Raw genomic sequence first — 24329 nt, forward strand, 5'->3', positions numbered from 1 at the left:
GTCTGGCGGGGTTAATTGCGCGGGATTGCCGTCCCCCATTCCTTCCAGTCTTTCGGCTCTTCCGCCGTCAGCAGGAAGTGCTTGCCGGCATTGGCTTGCGGCGCCAATGGAATGGTCGGTGGGGTAGCGAAGGCGATACCGCCGCGAATGAACTGTTGGAAGGTGCCGCTCTTGATCACACCGCCGGTCAGGCCAAATTGCAGATTATAGCCGGACGCCAGCCAGAACACGCTGTTGTTACGCACCAGGTGCTGGTACTTCTTGCTGATACGCAAGGCAACGTGGATGCGATCGGACATCGCACCCAGATAGAAACCGGTCACGGTACCTACCTCAATGCCGCGGAACAGCACTGGCGTACCGATTTGCAGTGAGCCGGTTTCTGCCGCATCAAGCACCACGTTCAGACCATCCATGTAGCGCGAGTCGGTGATGGTGGCTTCCTGGAGTTCGAAGGTGCGCAGGGCACGTCCACTACGACCCGGTTCGACGTTGATGTACGGTTGCAGCAGGGTGTCGAGGTTGCTGACGCCGGCGGCGGAGATCTCCGGTGAGACCACCGAGAAACGCGTGCCGAAGCGGGCGAAGGTATCGACATATTCTGGGTATAGCACCGCTTTCGCCAGCACCTCGTTGCGTTCCGGTGCCAGCTTCAGCGACTCGACCTGGCCAATGTCGATACCCAGATAACGGATCGGCATGCCTGGCGACAGTTTGCTGGCATCGTAGGTGCGTAGCGTAATCTGGCTACCCACCGCACGGGCGGCGGTTTCATTGGCATACAGCAGCCGTTTGCTGCCCTTGTCCAGTGTCACACCCTGCAAATTGTCGAAGCTGATGGCGCCCTTTAACGCCCGGTTGAGCGGCGACGCCTGCACCGTCAGCCCGCTGCCGTTGAGCTGCACCTTGGCTCCGCCTTCGGCCCAGAAAATGGTCTGATTGGTCAGCAGCTTGCGATATTCCGGGCTGATATAGATATCGACGTCGAATTCGTTCGCCTTTGGCCTGACGTCGACGATTTCACCTACCTGGAATTTACGGTACAGCACCACCGAACCGGTTTGCACATCCGGCAGGCTATTGGCGGTCAACGTCAGGGTCGGCTTGGGTTTGTTGCCGATGATGCCTGCTTCGGCACGTTCCGCATTGCTATAGAGCGGATACTGGGTCGCCGGTTCGCCCTTGCTGCCCGGTATGATGCGTACACCACCGTCGATCCACTCCTGCGCACTGGCGCCAAGCACCTCCATACCGTCGAGACCCAGCTTGACGTCTACCCGGCTGTTGACCACGAACTTGCTGTCCTTGTGGATCAGCGCACGGTATTGCGCTTCAATCGCTGCGCGGAAGTTGACGCCGTCATCGGTCAGGGTGCGGCTAAGGATCTGACCGACCCGGATGCCGTGTACGATCAGCGGCTGGCCAACGTCAATGCCGTAGCTCTGTGGCGCGGTCAGCGATACGGTGAGTACCCCGGGCTGTTGCAGCAGCGTTTCACTGCTGTCCAGTACATTGAAATGCTGTTGTGGCTCGCCGTCGCCGGGGATCAGCTCCAGCGTATTGCCGGTCAGCAACTGGCTCAGCTTGGCGTCGTTCAGGCTGATGCGCGGGCTGCGCATGGCAATACGCGTACCGCTGCGCATCAGATCTACCACCGACGGATCGATCGTCAGTTCGCCGGTGACCTTACTGTCGGGCTGCAACGTCAGTTTGGTCAGGGTGCCGACCTGCAGGCCCTGATAGATTAGCGGCGTATGGTTTTCACTCAGGTTTTTGCCACTGGGCAGATCGAGGGTGATGTTGACGCCGCGCTGACTGTGCGCCAGATCGGGATAGAGGGTGTAATTCTGCTCGGCCTTGGCCTGTTGCCCCTGTGGCGGCGAGTCGAAGGCAATGGCGCCATTCACCAGCGCGGCCAGGCTTTCCATTTGCACCGAAGCGCCGGCCAGGCTGAAGTCGCCCTTAAAGCCGGAAACGTTCCAGAAGCGGCTATTGTCCTTCACCAGGTTGGCGAAACGGCGATCGATGAGTACGTCAATGGTCACCCCCTTGTTGCCGGCGGCAATGGTGTAGTCATACACCTTGCCCACCGGGATCTTGCGGTAATAGACCAGCGAGCCGGTATTGAGCGAGCCAAGATCGTCGGCGTGCAGATGCAGCATCAGTTCGCCGGTGTTCAGACGGTATTTCGGTTGGGTATCGAGCGCCGTAAAGTGAGTCTGTGGTTGACCGCCGCCCGGCATCATGCCGATGTAGTTGCCGCCGACCAGCGCATCCAGCCCGGAAACGCCGGCCAACGAGGCTTTGGGCGTCACCAGCCAGAACTGGGTACCGTCGCGCAACGAGTCTTCCAGATCGCTTTTGATGCTGGCTTCCACCACGATTTTACGCAAATCCTTGCTCAGGCTGATGGTCTGCACGGTACCGACGTCGACGCCCTGATAGCGCACCGGCGTACGCCCGGCGACGATGCCGGCGGCCGACTGGAAATCAATGGTGACGGTGGTGCCGCGCTCCTGGAAATTGCTATACACCAGCCAGCCGGCGATCAGCAGGGCGATAAACGGCAATAACCAGAAGGGTGAAATGCGGCGCTTGTGTTTGACCCGCGCTTCAGTCGTCGTATTCGGCGTTTCCTGTTGCATGTGCATCCCAAATCAATCGGCTATCCAGCCATTCAACGGCAAGAATAGTCAAAATGACCGCAGACCCAAAGTAAAAGGCTGCCGGCCCCATAGTAAATGATAATAATTGCTCGCGATTTACCAGCGACATCATCAGCGCGATGACAAACAGATCGAGCATCGACCAGCGGCCAATCCACCTCACCAGGCGCAACAGCCGAATACGTGTTTTCAGGCTGTGCGAGGTTTTGAAATGGATGCTGAACAGCAGGGTGATCAGCACGATGACCTTGGTAAACGGCACCAGCACGCTGGCGATAAACACAATCGCGGCAATCGGCATGTTGCCCGAGGTTGCCAGCGAGACCACGCCGGAAAAGATAGTATCCTCCATTCGTGCGCCGTTGGCATAGATTATCGAGATCGGCAGCAGGTTGGCCGGGATCAGCAGGATCATTGCCGCAATCAGCGCCGCCCAGGTTTTTTGCAGGCTGTAGGGTTGGCGGTGGCACATGGCAATATGGCAGCGCGGGCAACGGCCGCGCGAATCGGCATAGCCGGTATAGTGGCACGATAAACAGACGTGCAACGCCGACGGCGCCCCTTGTGGCTGTTGCTGCGGGTAGTAGCGTTCCCACAGCTGTTCCAGGTTCATGTGAATCAGGGTCAGCAGGCTGAGTAACGTCAGACAGAGATAGGCAATCAACGCGCTGCCGGCCGCGATGTCGGCATACTCTTTGACTTTTATCGTCGCTACCGCCATGCCGATCAGATAAATATCCAGCATGATCCACTCTTTTAGCCGTTCCAGCATCAGCAACACCGGGCGCAGATTCATGCCTAGCCGATGACCGATACGCAGATACAGCAGCGACAGCACCAGCGTCAGCGGCGCGCCCATGGTACAAAATGCCACCATACTGGCGGTGATCGGATCGCCCTGGCGACTCATCTGCCAGACGCCTTCCAGCAGACTGGCGTGAATATGGCTGCCGAGCAGGCGAATGCTGATCAGCGGTTCGGTGAAGGCGAACGGCATCAGCAGCAGCATGGTTACCGCCAGCGCCGTCAGCCGGGTCATCGACCAGTCGCGGCCATTGACCACTTTGGCATTGCAGCGCGGGCAATAAGCGGCCTGGTTGCCCGCCAGTGGCGGCAGGATAAACAGCAGGTCGCATTCGCAGCAGCGCTGGTGGCGCGCTGTGCTTAGCGGGCCGGTGATCGCGTGTATCTTCATCATCAAAACTGCTCTTTAGCCCGCAGGTCTATTTAGCGTAGCTGGAAAATAACGCCGTCTTTGCCATCGTGTTATAAAGGAAGGTGGCAAAGCAGGTAAACGGGGTTTCTGGCTGGCAAACATACCCTGTCGGGCAGGGTTTTGTGAAGCAACAGATGATTAACCTTGTGACTATACGCATTTAATGCTTATTTTATAGGGGCTAAGCCTCGAGCTTAAGGCTATCTACAGAGTGTTAATGGTTACTACATGACAAAAGAACAATTCTACGCGGAATTCAAACGCGATCTGGTGGCGCTACTTGACGGCGAAACCCATTTCATCGCGGCGCTTGCCAATGCCAGTGCGCTGATCAATGAGCGGCTGGATGACGTCAACTGGGCCGGATTTTACCTGATGGACGGCAAGCAGCTGGTGCTCGGGCCGTTCCAGGGAAAAATTGCCTGCGTGCGCATTCCGCTGGGCAAAGGGGTCTGTGGCACCGCCGCAGCAGAAAACCGCATTCAGCGCGTCGGCGATGTGCATGCGTTTCCTGGCCATATCGCCTGCGACGCCGCCAGCAACGCCGAAATCGTGCTGCCGCTGGTGGTTGGCGGTCAGGTGATTGGCGTGCTGGATATCGACAGCACAGTTTATCAACGGTTCGACGAGCACGACGAATTAGGCCTGAAAGCAGTGGTGGCGGGGCTTTGCGCGCAACTGGAACAGTGTAATTGTGCGAAATACGTCACTGTAGCGGCAAGTTGATCTACGGTTAACGTGGCATTTAGCGATGGCGTCATTATAATGGCGCCTGTTCATGCCTGCGGCTTGTTGGCAACACCGTTGTAATCAGGAAATTTCATGGAAAATCAACCTAAGTTGAACTCTAGTAAAGAAGTTATTGCTTTTCTTGCCGAGCGCTTTCCGCTCTGCTTTAGCGCCGAAGGCGAAGCTCGTCCGCTTAAAATCGGTATTTTTCAGGATCTGGTGGAGCGCGTGCAGGGGGAAGAGAATCTGAGCAAGACGCAATTGCGTTCTGCACTGCGCCTGTATACCTCTAGCTGGCGTTACCTGTATGGCATCAAAGTCGGCGCACAGCGTGTTGATCTGGACGGTAACCCGTGCGGCGAACTCGAACAGCAGCATGTCGACCATGCCCGCCAACAGCTTGAAGAAGCCAAAGCGCGCGTTCAGGCACAGCGTGCCGAACAAAACGCCAAAAAACGTGAAGCCGCCGGTGAATCCGCTGCCGCTGAGCCTCGTCGTCCGCGTCCAGCCGGTAAAAAACCTGCCGCTCGTCGTGAAGGCGGCGCTGCGCCGGAAGGCCGCAAGCCACGTCCACACACTCGCCCGCAGCAAGCTCGTCAACCTCGTGCCGCAAAAGAGGAAAACCAGCAGCCTCATGTGCCCGTTACGGATATCTCTAAACTGCAAATTGGCCAGGAAATCAAAGTCAGAGCAGGTAAGAGCGCGATGGATGCTACCGTACTCGAAATCGCTAAAGATGGCGTACGTGTGCAGCTCTCTTCCGGTCTGGCGATGATTGTGCGCGCAGAACACTTGCAGTTCTGATACGGAGGCCAACCAAGGCATGAACAAATTAGTCAGATTAACGGCAGTCGCTGCCTTGATGTGGGCTGGCGTCAGTTACGGTGCGGACACCGCCAACATCCGCATCGACCAACTGCCGCAGCTGCATCAGGAACCACAGCATGCAACAGTGAGTGAGCGCGTAACATCGCGCTTTACTCGCTCCCATTACCGGCAATTCGCCCTGGATGCCGAGTTTTCCGGCAAGATCTTCGATCGCTATCTGAACATGCTGGATTACAGCCACAACGTGTTGCTGGCATCCGATGTTGCGCAGTTCGCCGATAAGCGCCAGTCGTTTGGTGACGAGCTGAAGACCGGTAAGTTGGATACGCCTTACGCGCTGTTTAATCTGGCGCAGAAACGCCGCTTTGAGCGTTACACCTATGCCTTGTCGTTGCTGGGTAAGCCAATGAGCTTTACCGGCAATGACACTATTGATATCGACCGTGGCAAAGCGCCGTGGCCGAAAGACAAAGCCGAACTCGATCGTCTGTGGGATGCCAAGGTCAAATATGACCAGTTGAACCTCAAGCTGACCGGCAAGAGCGACAAGGAAATTCGCGAAACGCTGACCAAACGCTATCAGTTCGCCATCAAACGCCTGACGCAAAGCAACAGCGAAGACGTGTTCCAACTGGCGATGAATGCCTTTGCGCATGAAATCGACCCGCATACCAACTATCTGTCACCACGCAATACCGAACAGTTTAATACCGAAATGAGCCTGTCGCTGGAAGGCATCGGTGCGGTATTGCAAATGGATGACGACTACACCCTGATCAATTCGATGGTGCCGGGCGGCCCGGCGGCGAAGAGCAAATCGATCACCGTTGGCGATCGGATTGTCGGCGTTGGTCAGGCTGGTAAAGGGATGGTGGACGTCATCGGCTGGCGTCTGGACGACGTTGTTTCACTGATCAAGGGGCCAAAGGGCAGCAAGGTGCGTCTGGAAATCCTGCCAGCCGGCAAGGGCACCAAGACGCGCGTGGTCACCCTGACCCGTGAGCGCATTCGACTGGAAGACCGCGCGGTGAAGATGACCATCAAAACCGTCGGCAAGGAAAAGATTGCGGTGCTGGATATCCCCGGCTTTTACGTTGGCCTGACCGATGACGTCAAAGTTCAGCTGCAGAAGATGGCCAAGCAGAACGTCAAGGGCGTGATCATCGATCTGCGCACCAACGGCGGCGGCGCGCTGACCGAAGCCGTCTCGCTGTCCGGTCTGTTTATTCCGAGCGGCCCGGTGGTGCAGGTGCGCGACAACAACGGCAAAATTCGTGAAGACGCCGACACCGATGGCGTGACCTACTACAAAGGGCCGCTGGTGGTGCTGGTCGATCGCTTTAGCGCGTCGGCTTCGGAGATTTTCGCTGCGGCAATGCAGGACTACGGTCGTGCGCTGATCGTCGGTGAGCCGACGTTTGGTAAAGGCACCGTGCAGCAATACCGTTCACTGAACCGTATTTACGATCAGATGCTGCGTCCTGAATGGCCGGCGCTGGGCTCGGTGCAATACACTATTCAAAAGTTCTACCGCGTTGACGGCGGCAGTACCCAGCGTAAGGGCGTCACGCCTGATATCCTGATGCCAACCGGCGTCGATCCGGCGGAAACCGGCGAAAGCTTTGAAGACAACGCCATGCCGTGGGACAGCATCAATGCCGCCACCTATACCAAGGTCGGCGATATGAAGCCATTTGTGCCTGAACTGCTGAAGGATCACCAGCAGCGCATCGCCAAAAACCCAGAGTTCCAGTACATCGCGCAAGACATCGCCCATTACAAGGCGCTGAAGGACAAACGCAACATTGTTTCGCTCAATCTGGCCCAGCGCGAGAAAGAGAACCACGACGATGACGCGACCCGCTTGCAGCGTATTAACGATCGCCTGGAGCGTGCCGGCAAGAAACCGTTGAAATCGCTGGATGCCTTGCCGAAGGATTACCAGGAACCGGATCCGTACCTGGATGAAACGGTGCATATCGCGTTGGAACTGTCTCATCTTGAGAAAGATCAGCCAGCCACACAACCGGCCGCCGCCAAATAACGCGGCGCTGGCAGAAAGTAAAACGCACCTTCGGGTGCGTTTTTTAATGCTGAAATTAGGCGTTGCGGTGCAGGGATGATTTCATCGTTGTGAGTCCGTTGCCAATCTCATGCACCATGTGCATTTTTCAACCGGCAATCCTTAATGGCGTACCTGGTGCAAACAAAACGTCACTTTCGCGAACCACGATAAAAACCCACCGTTATCCGCAACAATCGTTTACAATTTACGAAACTGGCAGCAAGCGCCGTTTTTGTAAAGTTTCGTATTTTTAGTGGGTTAATGGCGGACAACGCTTGAAACTGTGACAGATGCCCATACGATCTGGGTATCCCAAGCAGCGTTTTGTTAACATTTATGAGGAAGTAAACATTTTATGATGCGTATAGCTCTGTTCCTGCTCACCAACCTGGCGGTGATGTTGGTTTTCGGGCTGGTGCTCAGCCTGACAGGAATCCAGTCCAGTAGCGTTCAGGGCCTGATGATCATGGCCGGTCTGTTCGGCTTCGGCGGTGCGTTCGTTTCTCTGCTGATGTCCAAATGGATGGCGCTGCGCTCCGTCGGCGGGGAAGTGATTGAACAACCGCGTAACGAAACCGAAAACTGGCTGTTGGAAACCGTGCGTCGTCAGTCGCAGCAGGCGGGCATTGCCATGCCGCAGGTGGCTATCTATCATGCGCCGGATATCAACGCATTTGCTACTGGCGCACGCCGCGATGCCTCGTTGGTTGCCGTCAGCACCGGCCTGTTGCAAAACATGAGCCGTGACGAAGCAGAAGCGGTTATCGCGCACGAAATCAGCCACGTGGCCAACGGCGACATGGTGACCATGACCTTGATCCAGGGTATCGTGAACACCTTCGTGATCTTTATTTCCCGCCTGTTGGCGCAGGTGGCTGCCGGCTTCTTGGGCAACCGAGACGGGGAAGGCGAAAGCAACGGCAACCCGATGATCTACTTCGCGGTGTCAATGGTGCTGGAGCTGGTGTTCGGGATTTTGGCGAGTATCATCACCATGTGGTTCTCGCGTCACCGTGAGTTTTATGCTGATGCCGGCTCCGCCAAACTGGTCGGCCGCGAGAAAATGATTGCCGCATTGCAACGGCTGAAAACCAGCTACGAACCGCAGGAAGCGGGTAGCATGATGGCATTCTGCATCAACGGTAAATCCAAGACATTCAGCGAATTGTTCATGTCGCACCCGCCGCTGGACAAGCGTATTGAAGCACTGCGCTCCGGGCAATACCTGAAGTAGCCTCAAGCCAGCATGTAAACAGAAAACCCCCGGTTAACCGGGGTTTTTTATGCCTGCTATTTGGCGCTGGGTTCAACCGTGCCGGCGGGGGATTGCGTGATGCGCAGACAGCTGACCATGGCGGCCAGGGTGGCGAAGCTGCCGGCCAGAATCAACGCCGCGTGGGTTCCGCTGGTGGGGAACAGGTTGAACATCAGCGCCACCAGCGCAGCGCCGGTCGTTTGCCCCAGCAGGCGTGCCGTGCCCAGCATGCCGCTGGCGCCGCCGCTGCGGTGGCGCGGTGCGGAGGAAATAATGGTGTGGTTGTTTGGTGACTGGAATAACCCAAAACCTGCGCCGCACAATGCCATGCGCCAGATAATGTCCAGATCGTGCGGGTTCGGCGGTAACAGTGCCAGCAGGAATAGCCCGAGTGCGAACACCGACAACCCAATACCGCCCAGCAGACCTGCGTGGATATGCTCCACCAGGCGTCCGGCCAGCGGCGCCATGACGATAATCGCCAACGGCCACGGCGTCAGCAATAACCCGGTAGCCACTTCGTCACGCCCCAATGCGCCTTGCAGGAAAAACGGCAGCGACACCATCGCCAGCATTTGTGCGGCAAACGAACAAATGGAGGTGCCCATCGACAGCGCAAAGATCGGGATACGCAGCAAATCCACCGGCAGCAGCGGAGATTCCTGGCGCAGCTGGCGGCGCACGAAGAAAAAGCCAATCAGCAACAGCGCCGCCATTTCGGCGGCAATCAGCCATGGGCTTTGCCCCTGCGCCACGCCACCGATGGCGGTGATCAATAAACCGAACGTCAAGGCGTTCATCACCGCGCTAAGCGGATCAAAGCGCTGTTGGCGGCTCTTCTGGCCGTTGGCTGGCAAATAACGCATACCCAGCAGCAAGGCGACAATGCCAATCGGCAGGTTAATGGCGAACAGCCATTGCCACGATGCCAGCGACAGGATCGCCGCTGCCACCGTAGGACCGGCGGCGGATGCGAAGGCGACGATCAGCGAATTGATGCCGATGCCGCGGCCAAGAAAGCGCTGCGGATAAATAATACGGATTAGCGCAGTATTGACGCTCATGATCGCCGCTGCACCAAAGCCTTGCAATACGCGGGCGATGGTCAGGCTGAGTAGTGAATCGGACAGGGCGCAAAACAGCGAGGTAATGCTGAACACCAGCAGGCCAGCCTGATAGATGCGCCGATAGCCAATCAAATCGCCCAGCGAAGCCAGCGACAGCAACGATACGGTAATCGCCAACTGATAGGCATTGACAATCCAGATTGAACTGGCGGGGCTGGCGTTGAGATCGCGGGCAATGGTCGGTAGCGCAACGTTGGCGATCGCGCCATCGAGCACGGAAACGGTAATGCCGAGAGCAATGGCCAAGATCGCCCCGTAGCGCTGTGGGACGGGTAAACCGTCGGTGCTGGAACGCGTCATAGTATGGAGAATTATTAAACTCAGAGAAGGTGACCATGCTAACAGTTTTGTTGCCGAATTCATCTGCCATTTATCCGACAATTGTAAACGTCGATGAGTAGCAGATTATTCCTTGGCATCCATTGCATAGCGCGGATTGTTCCGCTTATACTGAAACCCTTGTTCAAATTTCTTAAAACAGAAATAGGTGAGTAGGATTGACCATGGCTAACGCAGATCTAGATAAACAACCGGATTCTGTTTCATCGGTGCTCAAGGTGTTCGGTATCTTGCAAGCACTGGGCGAGGAGCGCGAGATCGGCATTACCGAACTGTCTCAGCGGGTGATGATGTCTAAAAGCACCGTCTACCGTTTCCTGCAAACCATGAAGTCGCTGGGTTATGTAGCGCAGGAGGGAGAATCGGAAAAATATTCTCTTACCCTCAAACTGTTCGAACTGGGCGCCAAGTCGTTACAAAATGTCGATCTGATCCGCAGCGCCGACATTCAGATGCGTGAGTTGTCCAACCACACCCGTGAAACCATTCACCTGGGTGCGCTGGATGAAGACAGCATCGTATACATCCATAAAATCGACTCCCTGTATAATCTGCGCATGTATTCGCGCATCGGCCGGCGTAATCCGTTGCACAGTACCGCCATCGGTAAGGTGCTGCTGGCATGGCGTGACCGTGCAGAGGTGAACGATATTCTGTCTCAGGTGGAGTTTACCCGCAGTACCCCGCATACCATTACCAGCGCCGCGGACCTGTTGCCAGTGCTGGATAAAGTTCGCACGCAAGGGTTTGGCGAGGATATCGAAGAGCAGGAAGAAGGGCTGCGTTGCATTGCGGTACCGGTGTTCGACCGTTTTGGCGTGGTGATTGCCGGGCTGAGCATCTCCTTCCCGACCATTCGTTTTTCGGAAGATGCGAAATCCGATTACGTTCGGCAGTTACATAACGCCGCGCGTATTATCTCTCAACAGCAGGGTTATCACGATTATCCGTTCTGACGGTGCGATGCTCTCATCGCCGATGATCAACGAGCGACAGGCAGACATAAAAAAACCGGCGTAATCGCCGGTTTTTTATTGCTACGGGCAAGGTTACTGGTGAACCAGTTCCGCTTCGTCTTCGCTGTTCATGATGCTTTTGTCAGTTTGCTTCATCAACTGGCTGGTAATGGTGCCGGCGGTCATAGATCCACTGACGTTCAACGCGGTACGACCCATGTCGATCAGCGGTTCAACCGAAATCAGCAGTGCGACCAGCGTCACCGGCAGGCCCATTGCCGGCAGCACGATTAGCGCGGCAAAGGTCGCGCCGCCGCCCACGCCAGCAACGCCGGCGGAGCTGAGGGTGACGATGCCAACCAGCGTGGCGATCCATAACGGATCCAGCGGGTTGATACCGACGGTAGGGGCAACCATTACCGCCAGCATGGCCGGATACAGGCCGGCACAGCCGTTCTGGCCAATAGTGGCACCGAACGAGGCGGAGAAGCTGGCAATCGACTCTGGCACACCCAGACGGCGCGTTTGCGCTTCCACGTTAAGCGGGATACTGGCGGCGCTGGAGCGGCTGGTAAAGGCAAAGGTGATCACCGGCCAGACCTTGCGGAAGAACTTGGCCGGATTAACGCCGGTGAACGACAGCAGCAGCGCGTGTACCGCGAACATGATCGCCAGCCCCAGATAGGAGGCGACCACAAAGCTGCCCAGCTTGATGATATCGTGAATGTTGGAACCGGCGACCACTTTGGTCATCAGCGCCATCACGCCGTACGGGGTCAGTTTCATCACCAGACGCACCAGTTTCATCACCCAGGACTGCAGCGTGTCAATGGCATTCAGAACGCGTTGGCCTTTGGCCTGATCGTCTTTCACCAATTGCAGTGCGGCGACGCCAAGGAAGGCAGCGAAGATCACCACGCTGATGATTGAGGTTGGGCTGGCCCCGGTCAGATCGGCAAACGGGTTCTTCGGCACGAACGACAATATTAGCTGAGGTACCGTCAGATCGGCCACTTTACCGACATAGTTGCTCTGAATTGCCGACAAACGCGCGCTTTCTTGCGTACCTTGCACCAGTCCTTCGGCGGTCAGGCCGAACAGGTTGGTCACCAGCACCCCGACCAACGCGGCGATCAGCGTGGTAAACAGCAGTGTGCCAATGGTCAGCACGCTGATTTTACCCAACGATGACGCATTATGCAGTTTGGCGACGGCGCTCAGGATTGAGACGAACACCAGTGGCATAACGATCATTTGCAGCAGTTGCACATAGCCGTTACCGACGATGTTGAACCAGCCGATAGATTCTTTCAGTAATGGATTGTCTGCGCCATAGATCAGTTGCAATGCGAGGCCAAATACCACGCCAACCATCAAACCGACCAGAACTTTTTTTGCCAGGCTCCATTGCTTATGGCGAGTTTGCGCCAACAGCAAAAGGAGGGCGACAAAAACCAGCACGTTAATTACGAGCGGTAGATTCATCCCCGTGTCTCCAATATCTTTTTTATAGTTTAAAAATGGCTACGCACCACGATGTAGCGATGTCGATATGGTATCAGTTTGCGCGGCGCAACCCTTATATCCAAATCGAATGTGATATAACTCACAGTAATTTTTTGCTTAATAAATCGCCGATATGGATATAAAAACGCCGATATTTCGTGATCACAGTCTAATATTTTTCAACTGCTCAAAATACGACTGCACCGGAATGGTGCAACCCCCTTGCCAGTAGATGGCGAACGCGACCAGACAAAGACACAGGGCACGTTCCAGCTGATTGCCCTTTTGTGAATTTAGCAGCGGCAGACGAAAACGCCAGCGGCAAGGCCATAGCAGGGGGACGCCGGCGGGGGTGAGCATGTCAGCCAGCAGATGGCTGAAGTAGCCGATGATCATGGCATGCAAGACGTCGGGGGGAATAGGCCAACTGCGTGGTACATCGAGGCTAAACAGCATCACGCCGCCGACGATAGCCAACAGGCTGTGGGTAAAGCCGCGATGGCCGAAGGCCCGCGCGATAGGGATCGCTACCCAGCGCAAGCGTTGGCCAAGTACCGATTTGGGATGATCGATATCCGGTAATAAAGACGTCAGCAGGGCTGCGGGTATGATATGCCACCAGTCGCCGTTGGCCAGCACCGGTGTCACTTCTGCTTTCTTGGCGAAGATCGCGCAAGCGACAGAAAAAATAAGATGTCCTTCCGCAGTCATGCTGTTGCAATTCCGGCTGGTAAACTGGTAATTTATCCAGTATATGGGGATTTGCACAGTAATGGAATGGGTGACGCTGTAACTAATTGTTTAAATCGCCGAATTTACAATGAGTTGGACAGTTTCCGCGCTGCCGGTGATGCGATGACCCTGCGGCAAGCAACCAGGACTCCATGCGGAGCCCTGGTCGGAATGATGTTGCGGGGGATCACCGTGCCAGCCAGCCCCCGTCGACCGCCACGGTATAGCCATTGACATAATCAGAGGCGGCTGACGCCAAAAACACCACCGGCCCCATCATGTCCTGCGGCAGTCCCCAGCGGCCGGCAGGGATACGATCGAGAATCGCCTGATTACGTTCCTCATCGGCGCGCAACTGTTGAGTATTGTTGGTGGCCATGTAGCCAGGCGCGAGGGCATTGACGTTAATGCCGTGTTTGGCCCACTCATTGGCCAGCAGGCGGGTTACGCCCATCACTGCGCTCTTTGAGGCGGTATACGACGGTACGCGAATACCGCCCTGGTAAGACAGCATGGAGGCGATATTGATAATTTTGCCACCGGATCCCTGCTTGATAAATTGACGTGCTACCGCTTGCGACAAAAAGAACACGGTTTTGATGTTCACATTCATCACGTCATCCCAGTCTTTTTCGCTGAAGTTAATTGCATCTTCGCGGCGAATAATACCAGCGTTATTGATCAGAATGTCTATACGGCCGAATTCGGCAATGGCCTGTTCCAGTACGCTGGGGATCACCGCCACGCTGCTCAGATCGGCCTGTAGCGTCAGAAAGCGGCGCCCCAGCGCGCTGACCCGATCGCGGGTTTGTTGCGGATCGCTGCGGTTAACGCCAATGATATCGCAACCGGCCTGCGCCAGCCCGATTGCCATACCCTGGCCCAGCCCGGTATCACACCCGGTCACCAGCGCCACTTTACCTTTTAGATCAAAGGAATCTAGAATCATAGCCAGCTTCTCTCGTGGTTCGAAAAGGGGGGATCAGCGCAAGTCGCTGACGGCGACGTGGTCCATATCGCCGAAGACCTGATTCTCGCCAATCATGCCCCAGATAAAGGTGTAGCGTTTGGTGCCAACGCCGGAATGGATTGACCAGCTCGGTGAAATCACCGCCTGTTCGTTGTGTACCAGCAGATGTCGGGTTTCCTGTGGTTGTCCCATCATATGGAATACTGCGGTGTCCTGGTCCATATCAAAATAGAAATACACCTCCATACGCCGCTCGTGGGTGTGGCAGGGCATGGTGTTCCACAGATTGCCTTCCGCCAACGTGGTCAGGCCCATGGTGAGCTGGCAGGTCGGCAGCACGTCCGGCACGATGAATTTATTGATGGTGCGGCGATTGCTGGTGGCGTTATCGCCCAGCGTTTGCGGCGAGGCTTCCTCCAAGGTGATTTTCCGGTTGGGATACGCGGTATGCGCTGGCGCGCTGTTGTAGTAGAACTTGGCGGGGCGACGGGCATCGGCGCTGCTGAATTCAACCTGTTTGGCACCCTGACCCACATACAGTGCCTGCTGATTGCCAATCTCATAGCGCTGTCCATCCACCTCGATGGTACCGGCACCGCCGATGTTGATCACGCCCAGTTCGCGGCGCTCCAGAAAATAACTGACGCCCAGTTGCTTACCGACTTCGTCGCCGATGCTGACCGTTTTATTCACCGGTTTGATTCCACCAACGATAATCCGATCGATGTGGCTGTAGGTCATGGTGTACCGATCGGCCTCAAAGATGTTTTCGATCAGAAATTCGCGGCGTAATCCGGCGGTATCGAGCTGTTTAGCATGGTCGCTGTGAATGCTTTGACGGACGTCCATCTCAATGCCTCGCTTGCTGAAGTGACAGGAAGAAAGCACCGGGTAAACGGTGACGCTGCGTGGCAGTGACAGCGGCGACCGACAACCCGGCGCTTTCTGTTATGGCGACAGCATAGGGTGGTCGGTATGCGAATTCAATAAAAATGAAATAATGTTTTATTTAATTTTGACGGCGGTCTTGGTTTTTGACCGACAAGGCAAAAACGCACTGCCTGGTCGGCAGTGCGCAGTAAATCATAGGAAGGCGGGGGGATTATCTCAGGTGTGCCGGCGTCAGCTGCTCGAGCGACGACAATTGGTGATCTGCCAATGCCCAGCGCGGATCCTGGCGGTATTCCTGTGCCGGGATCACTATCGAACGCATACGCGCCGCCTTGGTAGCGATCATGCCGTTGAACGAGTCCTCCAGCGTAATGCAGCGCAGTGGATCGCTGCCCAGACGTTCGGCTGCGATCAGGTAAACTTCCGGGTGCGGTTTACTGTAAGGCAAATATTCCGCCGAAACCAACCGATCAAAATAGGGTTCCAGTTCAAACATTTTCAGTACCTGCTGTTGCATATGCAGCGGCGAGGCAGACGCCAGTCCAATATGCAGGCCCTGGGAGCGGCACAGTTCAAGCGCTTGCTGCACGCCCGGCAACAGTGGGCGCGTTTCGTGCACCAGTTCAATGGCGCGTTCAATAATGCGTGCCGATACCTGTTCCAGCGAAGGGCCTTGCCATGGCATGGCCTGATACCATAGCTTGACCACCAGATCGATACGCAGGCCCAGGGTGTCCGGCAGATTGTGCCGATCGGAAAGGTCGAGGCCAAGCGAACCGAAAATATCCAGCTCTGCCTGCAGCCACAGCGGCTCGGAGTCAATCAGTAAGCCGTCCATATCAAAAATTGCGCTTTCAATCTGTTGCGAATAGGCCATTAGCGGTCACTCCTGCGGGCGCCATAAGGAAATATTGACCTTACTGTAGCATTGTCGCCGATGTGACTAAAACTTTTGCCGCCGCTGCCTACGGGGAATTGCCGCCAGACGCTGTGCCAGTTTGCGTAATTTCAGCAGCCAGCGTTGATCCTGGCGTTCGGTCACCTGTTTCAGCATGCGGGTATAGTCCAGCACCAGCCCCGGCGTCCAGGTCATGCTTTCACCGCGGCTGCGCAACATCGCCAACACCCACAGGTTAGGATCCAGCAACAACATCAGAAAGCGTCGCCATAGCTGTCGGCCGCCCAGTACGCCTTCCAGTGCGCTGTCCAGCGCGCTAATCACCGTGGTTGAGCAGTTGCGTCGCGTCAAGTTGTAGGTATCGTCCTGGCGGTAGTGCTGCCAGAAGGCGAGCAGAGCGCTGGAGTTATAGCGGCAGAAGTGAATGTGTTTGTCCGGTGGGCACCATTCGGCCGTTTCTTGTTGCAAGCTGGGCAGAAAACGGCCGGCGACGTTATTCTGCTCCCCGGCATGCAGCAAGCGGCGAAAGTCCTGTGCCGACCGATCGATTTCATCGCGCGGATAATGGCTGATATAGATATCAGGAGCCCGTTCCAGCGCCGCATGACCGGTAGAGATCACGCCTGAACCATCGACTGCGGCAATGTAACGGTCAACGATATAGCGACGGCGTGCATCTTTCGCCGTGCCAAGTGGGGTCCAGACATATACCGTCAGCGGCTGGGTAGCCGTGTGTGACGGCGATTCGGTATCTTGTCGATTCAGGGTAAAGTGCATCAGGCGGCGCGAAATGCGCAGCAAAGCCCAGCCAGAGAGGATCATCATCAGGCCAAGGCAAAAGGGCACCGTCATGCGATGCGGTGCCGGCCAGCCGATAAAGATCATCAGCGACAGTAACAGTTCGCCGCTACCGGCCAGGGCGACAATCTTCCAGCGGCTGTGCTGGATCACGGTTGAGGACGCGATGCGCACCACGCCGTCCAGCAGCAACGCGCTGCCGAATACCACGCTAGAAACGATATTGCCGTCGGCCGGCACGTCGAGCACCAGAAATGCCATAAAAATAAACCCGAGGCCCTTCAGCAGCACCGGCCGGCCGCTGCCGCCAATCACCAAAGCCGCCGAGATGGCCACCACCCCCTCGAGTGCCAGCATCAGCGCCAACGCATCCAGCGCCAGCAGTGAACGCCCGTCCTGCAACACATCGATCAGCATCAGTACGCCAACGATGATCCAAAACCAGCCAAACAGCTGTAAAGCGCGACGTTGCCGGTGCAGTGCCTGGGCGCCGAGCAACAAGACGATCAGCCGAATCATTATCGTTCCTTTTATAATGCCTTGGGATAACAGTATAACGCGATGCGAAAAAACAGCGCTGTCGTCGTACTTAGACGCTAAGCTGTTGATATCGGATAATTCCACCCGATCTGTGTAAAGAAAACGGTGGGCGCAGCCCGGCAACAACGGGTAGACTTAGGCCATTACGGCTGCGTCGCTAACAAGGGGAATCCATGACGTATCAACAGGCAGGGCGTATTGCCATCATTAAACGTATCCTGGGATGGCTGGTATTCATCCCGGCGTTGCTGTCGACGCTGATTTCACTGCTCAACTTTATCTATCAACACAGTGAGAAAACCAAAGGCATCAATGCGGTGATGCTGGACTTTGTGCATGTCATGGTGGATATGGTGCGTTTCAATACACCGTTTCTTAACCTGTTCTGGTATAACTCGCCGGTGCCGAATCTCGATAAAAGCCTGTTCAGCGGCGGCAACCTGATGTTTATCGTTATCTATTTCCTTATCTTTGTCGGGCTGGCGCTGTGCGCTTCCGGCGCGCGTATGTCACGACAGGTGAAGTTCATCCGCGAACGTCTGGAAGATCAGTTGATCCTTGAACAGGCCAAGGGCAGTGAAGGGCTTACGCGTGCTCAATTGGAACAGCGTATTACACTGCCGCACCACACCATTTTCTTGCAATATTTCCCGCTGTATATTTTGCCCATCGTGATAGCGGTGGTGGCCTATTTTGTCATCAAACTGCTGGGAAGCCTGGCCGGCGGCGCCTGATCGACGGGCTCGCGACAGGTAAAAACAGGGCCCGTCACGGGCCCTTTTTTATGGTTCAGGGTGTAGCAGGCTGTCGATGGCGCGCTGCGCTGCGACCAGGTGCTGGCCGCCAAACAGGTTGCTGCGATTGAGCAGATAATAGAGCTGATACAGCGGCTGACGTTCGATAAAGTCGGCGGGCAACGGCCAAACGCTTTGATAGCCATCATATATTTGCGGCGGCAGTTCCGGGTACAACGGTAGCATGGCAAGATCGCATTCTCGATCGCCCCAGTAGCAGGCGGGGTCGAACAGCATTGGGCCGTTGGCAGTCATTGCGCAGTTGGCTGGCCACACATCGCCATGCAGCAAGGAAGGCTGTGGCTGGTGGTTCTGCAAACGCAGGTAGACGATGTCGACCAGTTCATCGATATCACCGAAGGTCATGCCTTTTTCCGCCGCCAGCTGTAGCTGCCAACCGATGCGCTGTTCGGCAAAGAATTCGGCCCAGCGGCGTTGCCAGGCATTGGGCTGCGGTGTGGTGGCAAGATCGTTATCAAAATCGAGGCCGAACTGCGGCTGTTCGCTCCACTGATGCAGACGTGCCAGCTGTTGTCCGAGACAATGGGCGCCGTGGGCATCCAATGGCTTGAGCGTCTGGTATTCCAGCAGCAGGAAACTGTAGTCGCGATCGCTGCCGACGCCGTAGACCGCCGGCACGCGCACGGTTTTGCTACGCGCCAGCAATGCCAGCTGATCCGCTTCGGCGGTGAAAATAGGCAGCAACTCGCGGGCGTCGCACTTGACGAACACTTCGCTGTCACCGTAATTCACGCGCCACGCCGGGTGGATTTCGCCCCCCGGCAGTTCAGTCCTTTGGCGGATTTCTGCGTTGCCAAGATGTTCACTTAACAGACGACTAACGGCTTGCCACATGGTATTCCCCCCTCTGTGTTGCCTGCTGTTTCATTAGCTTAGCGTCTTTGACATGGTGAAAACACGATATGGCGCACAGCCGTGCGTTACCGTTGGCGTATTTGTCACAATCGCACATCTGGTCAAAGTATATACGCTATTGATTAATTTAAATACTCCTGTGCCGAGGTTAGTTTTTCCTACTGCTAGGCGCGGGGAGCGCGCGAGCGGGATTTATCATCCAGCAGCGCACCTTCGTGACGTTGTAACGGTTTAATGCGACTGTAGAGCAGGGCGATGACGAACAGCACGGCCTGTACGATGACGATGCATGGTCCGGTTGCACCATCGATATGAAAGCTTATCAAGGTGCCGAGCACGCAGGAAAACACTGACACCACGGTGGCGACCAGCAGCATGCGGTCAAAACTGCGACACAGCAGGAAGGCGATAATCCCTGGAGCTATCAGCATGGCGATCACCAGAATCACCCCCACCGCCTGCAACGAGGCGACAATGGTCATTGCCAGCAGGCACAGCAAGCCGTAATGCAGCAGTTTGACCGGCAGGCCAATTACCCGTGCATGGCTGGGATCAAAGCAGTACAGCATCAGATCCTGGCGCTTCAGCAGCACCACCGCCAGCGTAATACCGGCAATCAGCAGCGTTTGTTTCAGTTCGCCGTCGGTGATGCCGAGCATGTTGCCGAACAGAATGTGACTCAGGTGCTGATCGGTATCCACTCGCGAAAAAAGCACCAGCCCAAAGGCGAACATGCCGGAGAAGACGATGCCCATCACCGTGTCTTCCTTCACCCGGCTGTTCTCCTTTAGATAACCGGTGGCGAGTGCGCAAAATATACCGGAGAGAAACGCGCCGATGGCCAAGGGAATACCGAGAACGAACGCCAGTACGATTCCAGGCAGTACGGCGTGTGAAATGGCGTCGCCCATCAACGACCAGCCCTTGAGCACCAGATAGCATGACAGTACCGCGCACACCACGCCGGTGACGATGGCAGCCACGATCGCCCGTTGCATAAACGGATAGGCGAAGGGCTCACTGAGCCATTGATATAACATTTCCATCAGCCTTCCTCCCCGTGGTGTTCAGCGCGCGCCACCCGACGTTTGCTCGCCAGCAGGCCATGTTTCGGTGCCAGCACAAACGCCAGCAGGAATACCACGGTTTGCAGGGTGACGATCACGCCGCCGGTGGCTCCATCAAGGAAGAAGCTTAAATAGGCGCCGATACCGCTGGTCAGCGCGCCGATAATGATAGCGATGATCACCAGTCGGCTAAAGCGGTCGGTCAGTAAATAGGCGGTTGCGCCAGGGGTGATCACCATGGCGATCACCAGAATGGCGCCAACGGTTTGCAATGCCGCAACGGTACAGGCGCTGAGCAGGGTAAAGAACAGGATTTTCAGCCGCAGCGGCGACAGGCCAATCGACACCGCGTGACTCTCGTCGAAGAATACTGCCAGCAGGTCCTTCCACAGCAGGCACAGAATAACCAGTGAGACACCGATGATAATCTCTACCTGCAGCACGTCCTCATCGGCGATGCCGAGGATATTGCCAAAAATAATCGACTGCACGTTAACCGAGGTCGGATTTAGCGAGACGATCAGCAGCCCGACGGCAAAAAAGGTGGAAAAGATAAAACCGATAATCGCGTCTTCGCGCAGACGGGTAACGTGACGTACCAGCGTCATTGCCAGCGCCGCCAGCATGCCGGTAAAGAATGCGCCGGCGGCGTAGGGCAGCCCCAAGGCATAAGCGCCGGCAACGCCAGGCACCACCGAGTGTGACAGGGCATCGCCCATCAGTGACCAGCCTTTCAGCATCAGATAGGCCGACAGGAACGCGCAGGCGGCGCCGACGATGGCGCTGACCCAAATGGCTTTGACCATGTAGTTGTAATTGAAGGGTTGCAGCAGAATCTCCAGCATCAGGATTGTTTCTCCTTTGGCTGGCTTTGCGCTGGTGGATCGCTTTTGGTGTGACCGTAAAATACCGCCGGCCGTTCGTCGTCGGTCAGCACCGTAACGGTACGCGGATCGTTATCGTCGTGCAGATCCGGGCCGGACAGGTTGATATGGCGCAACACGCCGCCAAACGCCAGCTCCAGATTGCTCTGGGTGAAGGTGGTTTCGGTCGGGCCTGCGGCCAGCACCGTGCGGTTGATGAGTATTACCCGATCGCAGAATTCCGGCACGCTACCCAGATTGTGAGTGGAAACCAGAATCAGGTGGCCTTCGTCGCGCAGCGCGCGCAACAGGTCAATAATTGCGTTTTCGGTTTTGACGTCAACGCCGGTAAACGGCTCGTCCAGCAACAGTACGCTGCCTTGCTGCGCCAGCGCCCGGGCTAGAAATACGCGTTTTTTCTGCCCGCCGGACAGCTCGCCGATCTGCCGCTTGCGCAGCTCGCTCAAACCGACGCGCGCCAGCGCGTTATCCACGCGCTGACGGTCGTCTTTGGAAGGAATACGCAGAAAATTCATCTTGCCGTAACGCCCCATCATCACCACATCTTCCACCAGTACCGGGAAGTTCCAATCAACGTCTTCCGTTTGTGGGACGTAGGCAATCAGGTTTTTCTTCAGCGCATCGGCAATCGGTTTGCCGCTGAGCAATACGCGGCCGTGAGTGGGGCGCACCAGCCCCATAATGCTTTTAAACAACGTCGATTTGCCGCTGCCGTTCACCCCGACCAGGGCACAGATGGCGCCGCCGGTGAGTGAGAAGCTGGCGTCGTAAATCGCGGTATGGCCGTTGTTGTAGGTGACGGTGACATCATCGACGTTCAATTCGGGTCGGACAAACGCCTCAGCGGTCATTGATTAAATCCTTTGGCAATGGTCTGCACGGTTACATTCAGCAAGTCTATATATGTCGGTACCGGTCCGTCATGGGCAGACAGCGAATCAACGTACAGCACGCCACCGTAGTTGGCCCCGGTTTCCTTTGCCACCTGTTTGGCCGGTTTGTCGGAAATGGTACTTTCGCTGAACACCACCGGAATGTTATTGGCGCGCACCGCGTCGATAACCCGCCGCACCTGCTGCGGTGAGCCTTGCTCGTCGGCGTTGATTGGCCACAGATAGACTTCCTTCAACTGATAATCTTTCGCCAGGTAGCTAAACGCGCCTTCGCTGGTCACCAACCAGCGCTGCGCCGCCGGAATACGCGACAGTCGTTCACGCAGCGGGGCGTCAAGCGCGGCAATTTTTTCTGCATAGGCTTTGGCGTTGCGATTGTAGGTTTCGGCATTGGCCGGATCGTACTTCACCAGCGCTTGGCGAATATTATCGATATATACCAGGGCGTTGGTGGGTGACATCCAGGCGTGCGGGTTGGGATTGCCATTGTACGGCCCTTCGCGGATCGGCAGCGGCGTAATGCCTTCGGTAACCACCGCCGCAGGCACCTGCTTGATATTTTCGAAGAAGCGCTGGAACCAACGCTCCAGGTTCATGCCGTTCCATAAGATCAGATCCGCGTGCTGCGCCTTGACGATATCGCGCGGCGTGGGTTGATAATCGTGAATTTCTGCGCCGGGTTTGGTAATGGATTCGACCACGGCGGCATCGCCGGCCACGTTTTGCGCAATGTCTTGAATAATGGTGAAGGTCGTCACCACGCGCAGTTTCTTTTCGGCCAGCGCAGGGTGGCTGAACAGCGCGGCAGCCAGCAGCAGTCCAGGCAGAACAAACGGGCGCAGCCATCGTGTTGCGCGTTGCTCAAAGGGAAATGCGTTCGGTTTCAGTAGCATGGTGACTTCTCCTTGTTTAAATGAAAATGATTATCAATATCATTTATCATGAAGTCAAGCGTCACAAGCAACTGACGACAGGTTGATTCCAGCATCAACAAATAATACCGTCCGGTGAGTTATAGCATTTAATGTATCCGTATGTAACTAGTTATCGGTGTGTAACTGTTTAACATACTCGTCATAAGTAGATATCGACACTTCTGGCGTTTTTCCTAACGCAACCTGCCCGAGTCCTTGTGCCAGTTTTTCGGTATCTGCTTGATCCAGTGAGGTTATCAGCGCAAAGCTATTGCTGCCCAACTCGTGCGAAACTCCGTCTTTATCCGTCAGCGCAGTGGTGAAACCTTCGCGGGTCAATTGTCCGGTAAGCTTCGCCAAATCAGTTAATCCTTCTTCCTGGTAGCGAAAAGTCACCACAAAACACCTGGTCGCAGATTGACTCATAAATCACCTCTTGGTATATGGATAGCATGAGAATAGACCAAAAAATGAATGCAGGCGTCCTTACACGTTGCCTCTGCTACGCAACTCATTGAAAGGAGTGAGGGATTCTGTGAAAACAAAAATTGGTTGCCTGATGGCAATTACGCTTTTGGCGGGGTGCGCGAAAGACCCGCAGACAACCAGCAGCACAACGGGCAGTGGCACAGGCAAGGGAGGGTGGTTGCAGCCGCCGCCGCAGGCACCGGTCAACCGCACCGGCACCCCGGTTGCCTACAACGACTATATCAGCCAGGCCGCCAGCCATTACGGCGTGGATGAAACGCTGATCAAGGCGATTATCCAGGTTGAATCCGGATTTAATCCAAGCGTGGTCAGCACCTCCAATGCCGTGGGGCTGATGCAGTTGAAAGCCTCTACTGCCGGGCGTGATGCCTATCGTATGAAGGGCAAAAAGGGGCAACCCAGTTCGCGAGAATTAAAAGATCCGGCGGTCAATATTGATCTGGGAACGGCCTATATCAATATTCTTCAAAGCCAACAGCTAGCCGGGATTACCAACCCTAAAACTCTGCAATACGCTACCATCGTCTCCTACGTCAATGGTGCTGGCGCGATGCTGCGCACCTTCTCTTCGGACAAGCGGGTGGCGGTGAACCGCATCAACCAAATGAGCCCGGACGAGTTTTACCAGCACATACAGAAGAAACACCCAGCACCGCAGGCGCCGCGTTACCTGTGGAAGGTGACAACCGCTTACCAGGCGATGCAGCAATAACCCGAACCCGTGAAAAACCGGCGCCTTCCTGGCCGGTTTTTTTACTTTCTTAAGCGCGCAAACCCGTCGAATATCTCATTTTTCGTTATTTCTCCTGCCGTTAGCCAGAAAACAGCACAAAAAGTCAATTTGTCGGCTGTGGTCAATTCTTTGCGTCCATTCAATAAGTTACCGGTAACATTTT

22 protein-coding genes are annotated in these 24329 nt (G+C 55.8%); 7 read left to right on the top strand and 15 right to left on the bottom strand.

Going from position 1 to position 24329, the window contains the following annotated elements; genetic code table 11:
- Window positions 1-11: 11 nt before the first annotated feature.
- Window positions 12-2645, bottom strand: coding sequence for a PqiB family protein (locus tag AC2AXP_RS05240; RefSeq protein ID WP_004963773.1), 2634 nt, complete (start codon window positions 2643-2645; stop codon window positions 12-14).
- Entirely contained in the window at window positions 2614-3861 is a 1248-nt protein-coding gene (gene yebS, locus AC2AXP_RS05245; protein WP_039992757.1) for a membrane integrity lipid transport subunit YebS, read from the bottom strand. Before yebS ends, AC2AXP_RS05240 begins: the two co-directional genes overlap by 32 nt.
- A 249-nt stretch (window positions 3862-4110) precedes the next feature.
- On the opposite strand from yebS, the gene AC2AXP_RS05250 reads away from it, so the two are divergent.
- The 4 genes from AC2AXP_RS05250 to htpX all read left to right on the top strand — a co-directional run bounded on the left by AC2AXP_RS05250 (window position 4111) and on the right by htpX (window position 8738).
- Window positions 4111-4608, top strand: a complete 498-nt coding sequence (locus AC2AXP_RS05250; protein WP_004963768.1) for a GAF domain-containing protein — start codon at window positions 4111-4113, stop codon at window positions 4606-4608.
- Window positions 4609-4704: 96 nt separating this feature from the next.
- Window positions 4705-5415: an RNA chaperone ProQ gene (gene proQ / locus AC2AXP_RS05255; protein WP_088499678.1), complete on the top strand. Its 711-nt coding sequence runs from the start codon at window positions 4705-4707 to the stop codon at window positions 5413-5415.
- A gap of 19 nt (window positions 5416-5434) precedes the next feature.
- Complete coding sequence (gene prc, locus AC2AXP_RS05260; RefSeq protein ID WP_004963764.1) at window positions 5435-7483, top strand: carboxy terminal-processing peptidase; 2049 nt, start codon at window positions 5435-5437, stop codon at window positions 7481-7483.
- Window positions 7484-7859: 376 nt separating this feature from the next.
- On the top strand, window positions 7860-8738 hold the full coding sequence (gene htpX, locus AC2AXP_RS05265; protein ID WP_004963759.1) for a protease HtpX: 879 nt from the start codon (window positions 7860-7862) through the stop codon (window positions 8736-8738).
- Between the two features lie 56 nt (window positions 8739-8794).
- On the opposite strand, the gene AC2AXP_RS05270 is transcribed toward htpX, so the two are convergent.
- Window positions 8795-10186: an MFS transporter gene (locus AC2AXP_RS05270; RefSeq protein ID WP_198774028.1), complete on the bottom strand. Its 1392-nt coding sequence runs from the start codon at window positions 10184-10186 to the stop codon at window positions 8795-8797.
- A 203-nt stretch (window positions 10187-10389) separates the two neighbouring features.
- Here AC2AXP_RS05270 and kdgR point away from each other — a divergent pair, with 203 nt between their 5' ends.
- On the top strand, window positions 10390-11181 hold the full coding sequence (gene kdgR / locus AC2AXP_RS05275; RefSeq protein WP_004963753.1) for a DNA-binding transcriptional regulator KdgR: 792 nt from the start codon (window positions 10390-10392) through the stop codon (window positions 11179-11181).
- 93 nt (window positions 11182-11274) lie between these two features.
- Here the strand turns inward: kdgR and AC2AXP_RS05280 are convergent, their stop codons facing one another.
- The 6 genes from AC2AXP_RS05280 to AC2AXP_RS05305 form a co-directional block, all read right to left on the bottom strand.
- Window positions 11275-12666: an L-cystine transporter gene (locus tag AC2AXP_RS05280; protein WP_004963749.1), complete on the bottom strand. Its 1392-nt coding sequence runs from the start codon at window positions 12664-12666 to the stop codon at window positions 11275-11277.
- A gap of 183 nt (window positions 12667-12849) precedes the next feature.
- Window positions 12850-13398: a metal-dependent hydrolase gene (locus AC2AXP_RS05285; RefSeq protein ID WP_004963747.1), complete on the bottom strand. Its 549-nt coding sequence runs from the start codon at window positions 13396-13398 to the stop codon at window positions 12850-12852.
- Window positions 13399-13606: 208 nt separating this feature from the next.
- Window positions 13607-14368 carry a 2-dehydro-3-deoxy-D-gluconate 5-dehydrogenase KduD gene (kduD, locus tag AC2AXP_RS05290; RefSeq protein WP_004963744.1) on the bottom strand — a complete coding sequence of 254 codons (762 nt, stop codon included), beginning with the start codon at window positions 14366-14368 and terminating at the stop codon, window positions 13607-13609.
- A gap of 33 nt (window positions 14369-14401) precedes the next feature.
- Window positions 14402-15238 carry a 5-dehydro-4-deoxy-D-glucuronate isomerase gene (kduI, locus tag AC2AXP_RS05295; RefSeq protein ID WP_004963741.1) on the bottom strand — a complete coding sequence of 279 codons (837 nt, stop codon included), beginning with the start codon at window positions 15236-15238 and terminating at the stop codon, window positions 14402-14404.
- A gap of 253 nt (window positions 15239-15491) precedes the next feature.
- Window positions 15492-16157, bottom strand: a complete 666-nt coding sequence (gene hxpB / locus AC2AXP_RS05300; RefSeq protein ID WP_004963738.1) for a hexitol phosphatase HxpB — start codon at window positions 16155-16157, stop codon at window positions 15492-15494.
- Between the two features lie 66 nt (window positions 16158-16223).
- On the bottom strand, window positions 16224-17495 hold the full coding sequence (locus tag AC2AXP_RS05305) for an HdeD family acid-resistance protein (RefSeq protein ID WP_484381457.1): 1272 nt from the start codon (window positions 17493-17495) through the stop codon (window positions 16224-16226).
- A gap of 194 nt (window positions 17496-17689) precedes the next feature.
- Here AC2AXP_RS05305 and AC2AXP_RS05310 point away from each other — a divergent pair, with 194 nt between their 5' ends.
- Complete coding sequence (locus tag AC2AXP_RS05310) at window positions 17690-18250, top strand: YniB family protein (RefSeq protein ID WP_004963732.1); 561 nt, start codon at window positions 17690-17692, stop codon at window positions 18248-18250.
- 48 nt (window positions 18251-18298) lie between these two features.
- Here AC2AXP_RS05310 and AC2AXP_RS05315 read toward each other — a convergent pair whose 3' ends face one another.
- The 6 genes from AC2AXP_RS05315 to ghoS form a co-directional block, all read right to left on the bottom strand.
- A complete protein-coding gene (locus AC2AXP_RS05315; RefSeq protein WP_198774025.1) occupies window positions 18299-19165 on the bottom strand; it encodes a fructosamine kinase family protein in 867 nt (288 codons plus the stop codon).
- Window positions 19166-19350: 185 nt separating this feature from the next.
- Window positions 19351-20232 carry a metal ABC transporter permease gene (locus AC2AXP_RS05320; RefSeq protein WP_484381458.1) on the bottom strand — a complete coding sequence of 294 codons (882 nt, stop codon included), beginning with the start codon at window positions 20230-20232 and terminating at the stop codon, window positions 19351-19353.
- Entirely contained in the window at window positions 20232-21098 is an 867-nt protein-coding gene (locus tag AC2AXP_RS05325; RefSeq protein ID WP_004963723.1) for a metal ABC transporter permease, read from the bottom strand. The genes AC2AXP_RS05320 and AC2AXP_RS05325 overlap by 1 nt, the downstream gene beginning before the upstream one ends.
- Window positions 21098-21988 (bottom strand): manganese/iron ABC transporter ATP-binding protein, encoded by an 891-nt coding sequence (locus AC2AXP_RS05330; RefSeq protein WP_004963720.1) that lies wholly within the window; start codon window positions 21986-21988, stop codon window positions 21098-21100. The genes AC2AXP_RS05325 and AC2AXP_RS05330 overlap by 1 nt, the downstream gene beginning before the upstream one ends.
- A complete protein-coding gene (locus tag AC2AXP_RS05335) occupies window positions 21985-22923 on the bottom strand; it encodes a metal ABC transporter substrate-binding protein (RefSeq protein ID WP_004963718.1) in 939 nt (312 codons plus the stop codon). Before AC2AXP_RS05335 ends, AC2AXP_RS05330 begins: the two co-directional genes overlap by 4 nt.
- A 147-nt stretch (window positions 22924-23070) precedes the next feature.
- Window positions 23071-23370 carry a type V toxin-antitoxin system endoribonuclease antitoxin GhoS gene (gene ghoS / locus AC2AXP_RS05340; protein ID WP_004963708.1) on the bottom strand — a complete coding sequence of 100 codons (300 nt, stop codon included), beginning with the start codon at window positions 23368-23370 and terminating at the stop codon, window positions 23071-23073.
- A gap of 109 nt (window positions 23371-23479) precedes the next feature.
- On the opposite strand from ghoS, the gene AC2AXP_RS05345 reads away from it, so the two are divergent.
- Complete coding sequence (locus tag AC2AXP_RS05345; RefSeq protein WP_039992170.1) at window positions 23480-24145, top strand: transglycosylase SLT domain-containing protein; 666 nt, start codon at window positions 23480-23482, stop codon at window positions 24143-24145.
- Window positions 24146-24329: the final 184 nt, after the last annotated feature.

The sequence above is a fragment of the Serratia sp. Sp408 genome (genome assembly GCF_057180665.1).

What these genes read in the sequence shown, in the direction of transcription:
- AC2AXP_RS05240 (WP_004963773.1), bottom strand. Translation starts at nt 2,645, where the DNA reads ATGCAACAGGAAACGCCGAATACGACGACTGAAGCGCGGGTCAAACAC.
- yebS (WP_039992757.1), bottom strand. Translation starts at nt 3,861, where the DNA reads ATGAAGATACACGCGATCACCGGCCCGCTAAGCACAGCGCGCCACCAG.
- AC2AXP_RS05250 (WP_004963768.1), top strand. Translation starts at nt 4,111, where the DNA reads ATGACAAAAGAACAATTCTACGCGGAATTCAAACGCGATCTGGTGGCG.
- proQ (WP_088499678.1), top strand. Translation starts at nt 4,705, where the DNA reads ATGGAAAATCAACCTAAGTTGAACTCTAGTAAAGAAGTTATTGCTTTT.
- prc (WP_004963764.1), top strand. Translation starts at nt 5,435, where the DNA reads ATGAACAAATTAGTCAGATTAACGGCAGTCGCTGCCTTGATGTGGGCT.
- htpX (WP_004963759.1), top strand. Translation starts at nt 7,860, where the DNA reads ATGATGCGTATAGCTCTGTTCCTGCTCACCAACCTGGCGGTGATGTTG.
- AC2AXP_RS05270 (WP_198774028.1), bottom strand. Translation starts at nt 10,186, where the DNA reads ATGACGCGTTCCAGCACCGACGGTTTACCCGTCCCACAGCGCTACGGG.
- kdgR (WP_004963753.1), top strand. Translation starts at nt 10,390, where the DNA reads ATGGCTAACGCAGATCTAGATAAACAACCGGATTCTGTTTCATCGGTG.
- AC2AXP_RS05280 (WP_004963749.1), bottom strand. Translation starts at nt 12,666, where the DNA reads ATGAATCTACCGCTCGTAATTAACGTGCTGGTTTTTGTCGCCCTCCTT.
- AC2AXP_RS05285 (WP_004963747.1), bottom strand. Translation starts at nt 13,398, where the DNA reads ATGACTGCGGAAGGACATCTTATTTTTTCTGTCGCTTGCGCGATCTTC.
- kduD (WP_004963744.1), bottom strand. Translation starts at nt 14,368, where the DNA reads ATGATTCTAGATTCCTTTGATCTAAAAGGTAAAGTGGCGCTGGTGACC.
- kduI (WP_004963741.1), bottom strand. Translation starts at nt 15,238, where the DNA reads ATGGACGTCCGTCAAAGCATTCACAGCGACCATGCTAAACAGCTCGAT.
- hxpB (WP_004963738.1), bottom strand. Translation starts at nt 16,157, where the DNA reads ATGGCCTATTCGCAACAGATTGAAAGCGCAATTTTTGATATGGACGGC.
- AC2AXP_RS05305 (WP_484381457.1), bottom strand. Translation starts at nt 17,495, where the DNA reads ATGATTCGGCTGATCGTCTTGTTGCTCGGCGCCCAGGCACTGCACCGG.
- AC2AXP_RS05310 (WP_004963732.1), top strand. Translation starts at nt 17,690, where the DNA reads ATGACGTATCAACAGGCAGGGCGTATTGCCATCATTAAACGTATCCTG.
- AC2AXP_RS05315 (WP_198774025.1), bottom strand. Translation starts at nt 19,165, where the DNA reads ATGTGGCAAGCCGTTAGTCGTCTGTTAAGTGAACATCTTGGCAACGCA.
- AC2AXP_RS05320 (WP_484381458.1), bottom strand. Translation starts at nt 20,232, where the DNA reads ATGGAAATGTTATATCAATGGCTCAGTGAGCCCTTCGCCTATCCGTTT.
- AC2AXP_RS05325 (WP_004963723.1), bottom strand. Translation starts at nt 21,098, where the DNA reads ATGCTGGAGATTCTGCTGCAACCCTTCAATTACAACTACATGGTCAAA.
- AC2AXP_RS05330 (WP_004963720.1), bottom strand. Translation starts at nt 21,988, where the DNA reads ATGACCGCTGAGGCGTTTGTCCGACCCGAATTGAACGTCGATGATGTC.
- AC2AXP_RS05335 (WP_004963718.1), bottom strand. Translation starts at nt 22,923, where the DNA reads ATGCTACTGAAACCGAACGCATTTCCCTTTGAGCAACGCGCAACACGA.
- ghoS (WP_004963708.1), bottom strand. Translation starts at nt 23,370, where the DNA reads ATGAGTCAATCTGCGACCAGGTGTTTTGTGGTGACTTTTCGCTACCAG.